3 protein-coding genes are annotated in these 3,894 nt (G+C 59.0%); 2 read left to right on the top strand and 1 reads right to left on the bottom strand.

Annotation, left to right across the window (positions count from 1 at the left end; all coding sequences use genetic code 11):
- Positions 1-229 precede the first annotated feature (229 nt).
- Complete coding sequence (locus ACFE0K_RS12950) at positions 230-1,519, bottom strand: alpha/beta fold hydrolase (RefSeq protein ID WP_434536456.1); 1,290 nt, start codon at positions 1,517-1,519, stop codon at positions 230-232.
- A gap of 311 nt (positions 1,520-1,830) precedes the next feature.
- Between ACFE0K_RS12950 and ACFE0K_RS12945 the strand changes: the two genes are divergently transcribed.
- On the top strand, positions 1,831-3,087 hold the full coding sequence (locus tag ACFE0K_RS12945) for a glutamate-5-semialdehyde dehydrogenase (protein ID WP_434536455.1): 1,257 nt from the start codon (positions 1,831-1,833) through the stop codon (positions 3,085-3,087).
- The gene (gene nadD / locus ACFE0K_RS12940) at positions 3,087-3,770 is read left to right on the top strand and encodes a nicotinate-nucleotide adenylyltransferase (protein WP_434536454.1); all 684 of its coding nucleotides are present in this window, start codon (positions 3,087-3,089) and stop codon (positions 3,768-3,770) included. The genes ACFE0K_RS12945 and nadD overlap by 1 nt, the downstream gene beginning before the upstream one ends.
- Positions 3,771-3,894: the final 124 nt, after the last annotated feature.

Genomic DNA, 3,894 nt, shown 5'->3' with positions numbered 1-3,894 from the left:
CCCGACGGACTACTATGATCAGTTACCGATACCGAAGACGCGGGGCAATCCGATGGTAAGGATCATGGAAGGAACGGTAGGGGCAGTTAACAGTTAACAGCTCGCGAGCTGGTTTTCTCATGACCGATAGCAAAGAGGCCGCACCCATATTTTGGGTGCGGCCTCTTTCGTTTTTTCCTCTTCTTTTTAGCTGTTAACTATTCACTATTAACTGTTAACTGCTTCCCGCTTATCCATAAATCCGATGCACATTCCCTTCACTGTCCTGGCGCAGAAAATATTCGCTGTTTTTCAGCAGCTCGGTGAAGCGCTCTGCCGCCTGGATGTTGCCGTGCTTGAACAGGCAGCGCAGGTAACCGGCATCGTCGTAGTCGAATACCAGCAGCTCCAGTTTCAGTTCCGGGCTTTCCATATAGAGGGTGCAGTCACGGGCGTGGTCAGCAATGGAGAAGCCGGGCTCGCTGAGTTTGATCAGGCAGCCGAAGAAGTTGATGTCCACCACCTGCACCGGCTTGTTGAAACGGAAGCGGTCACCCACCCGGGATTCGCTGGTCACGTAGCCGTGATTGTTGCATGGCACCAGACGCTCGGCACGGCGACGCTCTATACGGTGGTATTCGCCCTTGCCGAAACGGCGGATGCCCTGGACCGTTTCCAGTGACTCGCCACGCAGGAAGGTGGAGAACAGATCCAGGGACACTTCGCGCTTTTCCAGCTGCGGCAGGTGATCCGCACCCTTGATCAGGGTGAACTGGGCATTGGGACATTTTTCGGCAAATGAAGCGTTTTCCCAGGGCAGGGTAAAGCTGTCGAACTCGCCGGTGGTGACCAGGGTATCGCATTCCGGATAGCCCAGCAGACCTTCCACGGACAACAGGCGACGGCCATTGATCTTGTAGCGCTCGCGCTCGTTGTCGGACAACCGCTTCATCTGCCGATAGAACAGCTTGCGGGCGGTGGGGGTGATGCCGGTTTCCTTCATCTTGTCGTAGTTGACCAGATAGAGCACCACCGCCTGACTGAACTCATCCATGCGACCCTGTTCCAGTACCCGCACAGACTCTTCCACCAGCATGCGCCAGCTTTTGCGCGGGCGAGTAACGATGCCAGCAACAATCAGCTTATCGGTGGCCTCGGGGTACTTGTACGCGAAGGTGCTAGCCACCGCGGAGCCAAGCGACAGACCCATCAGGTGCACTTTCTCGAGGCTGGACTGGCAGGTGAATTCGTACAGCAGGTCCGCCAGGTCTTCCATGCTGAGATCCGGCGCGATCTGGGTGTTATTGCCCAGGGACGGCAGGTCCACCAGTACCACCGGGAAATCCTGGTAGATCCGCTCGACGCAGTACTTGTAGGAGGTAAAATTCTGGAAGGCGCCACCCACCACCAGCAACGGCGGCTTGTGGGCATTGTTCGGATGCGAAAACGCCAGGTAGTCAATGCGCCACGGACCCACCCACAGTTGAAGTGGGGCAGCCTTGATGGCGGAACGGGTATATTCCTGATAGCGAATGCCCATAAGTGTCTGGCTCCGTTCAATTTTTTCTTGTTGTATCGGCTGCTCCTACCCGGCAGGATGGTGCAGGCCGTTTTGCGCCACACAAACGGTACACTCGTACCACAAAATCAAAGGTTTAGGCCTTATTGTGTAGCAAAGGTTTTCAATTCTTCACCATTTGTGTGCAAGCGTAAAGAGCCGGTTGTCGTTATAATCCACCTTTCAGAGCCTGCTTGTGGTCTACGCCCGCTGCGCCGGGGGCCATTTACCGCGGCAACGCCGTGGCATGTAGACCACAAGGGGGCCTTTAACCACTTTCAGTTTTGAGAATTATGGATATCCAGCAATACATGCAACGTCTTGGCGAACAGGCCCGTACGGCCTCTCGCGCCATGGCCCGGGCCAGTTCCGGTGACAAGGACAAGGCACTGGCTGCCATCGCCAGCGCCTTGCGAAGCCACCGCAGCGCGGTGCTGCAAGCTAATCAGCAGGATCTGGAGAAAGGGCGCGAGAGCGGCCTTGACGCCGCCCTGCTTGATCGCCTGGAACTGACTCCGGCTCGTTTTGACGCCATGGTGGAAGGCCTGGAACAGATCATCGGTCTGGCCGATCCAGTGGGTGTGATCACCGACCTGGCCTATCGCCCTTCAGGGATTCAGGTAGGCAAAATGCGTGTGCCGCTGGGAGTCATCGGCATTATTTACGAGTCCCGCCCCAATGTGACCATCGATGCGGCGGCCCTGTGCCTGAAATCCGGTAATGCGGCGATCCTGCGCGGCGGTTCTGAAGCCATCAACGCCAACCAGGCCATCGCCGAGTGCATCCGGGTGGGCCTGCGCGAAGCCGGGCTGCCGGATACTGCGGTACAGGTAGTGGAAACCACCGACCGGGCCGCGGTGGGCGAATTGATCACCCACCCCGAGTATGTGGACGTGATCGTCCCCCGAGGCGGCAAAGGCCTGATCGAGCGCATCAGCAATGAAGCGCGGGTGCCGGTGATCAAGCATCTGGATGGCAACTGCCACACCTATATTGATGACCAGGCGGATATTACCAAGGCCATTAACGTGGCCTACAACGCCAAGACCCAACGCTACGGCACCTGCAACACCACCGAAACGCTGCTGGTGGCCAATGCCATTGCCCAGCAGGTACTGCCCGAACTGGCCGCGAAATATCGCGATGCCGGTGTCGAGTTACGCGGTTGCGAGCAGGCGCGAAGCATTGTCGATGGCATGCAGGAAGCCACCGAAACCGACTGGGGCGAGGAATACCTGGCGCCAATCCTGGCGGTAAAGCTGGTCCGTGATCTGGACGAGGCAATTGCCCATATCAACCGCTACAGCTCCGGCCACACCGAAGCCATCATCACCGAAAACTACACCCGGGCCCGGCAGTTTCTCACCGAGGTGGACTCCAGCTCGGTGATGGTGAATGCCTCCACCCGCTTCGCAGACGGTTTCGAATACGGCCTCGGCGCGGAGATCGGCATTTCCACGGACAAGATCCACGCCCGTGGACCGGTGGGACTGGAAGGCCTGACCAGCCAGAAGTGGGTGGTGCTGGGCGACGGGCACATCCGCCAGTAGTGCGCCCCACTCCCGACACCACACCGTTGGTGCTGTTCGGCGGCACCTTCGACCCCGTCCACCGGGCCCACATCAGTGCGGCCCGGTCGGTGTCGCGGGTACTCGGCGATGCCCCTGTGCATCTGCTCCCCAACGCTGTGCCGCCGCATCGCCCCCAGCCTCTGGCCGATGGCGAACAGCGCCTGGCCATGCTGGAGCTGGCCTGCGCGAACCTCCCCTGCCTGATCCCGGACGACTGGGAACTGCAACAATCCGGCCCCAGCTACAGCCTGCTGACCCTGCAACACTACCGTGAGCAGATCGGTAATCGCCCACTGGTTTTTATGATCGGCGCCGACAGCTTTGCCAGCCTGCATCACTGGCACCGCTGGCAGGCTTATGCAGAGCTGTGTCACCTGGCCGTAGTGCCGCGCCCGGACAGCCCACTGGCGGCTGACGAGGTACTGGCCACGTTCCCGGAGACCGATCCTGACAGCCTTCGCCGACAGGCCAGTGGTTTGCGACTGATGCTGCAGCGCCCCTTTCTGGATGTATCCGCCACCGCCATTCGTCAGGCGCTGGCAGAAAAAGGGGATTGCCCGGCCCTGGACCCGGCAGTTGTTGCCCATATTCACCGCCACCATCTGTATAATGTGGCGAAATCACCTTCCCCCGAATCAGACACGAGGCCTCATGAGCGCTGACACCCCGCTACTGCAACTGGTTATTGACGCACTGGAAGAAGTCAAAGCCCGGAACATTACGCAACTTGACGTGCGTGAAATCACCAGTGTGGCCGAACACATTGTCTATGCCAGAGGCACCTCC

The organism is Alcanivorax sp. (assembly GCF_051117345.1).
Lineage (GTDB): Bacteria > Pseudomonadota > Gammaproteobacteria > Pseudomonadales > Alcanivoracaceae > Alcanivorax.
The sequence above is the reverse complement of the archived record's forward strand: the minus strand, read 5'-3'. Positions and strand labels throughout refer to the sequence as shown.

What these genes read in the sequence shown, in the direction of transcription:
- ACFE0K_RS12950 (WP_434536456.1), bottom strand. Translation starts at nt 1,519, where the DNA reads ATGGGCATTCGCTATCAGGAATATACCCGTTCCGCCATCAAGGCTGCC.
- ACFE0K_RS12945 (WP_434536455.1), top strand. Translation starts at nt 1,831, where the DNA reads ATGGATATCCAGCAATACATGCAACGTCTTGGCGAACAGGCCCGTACG.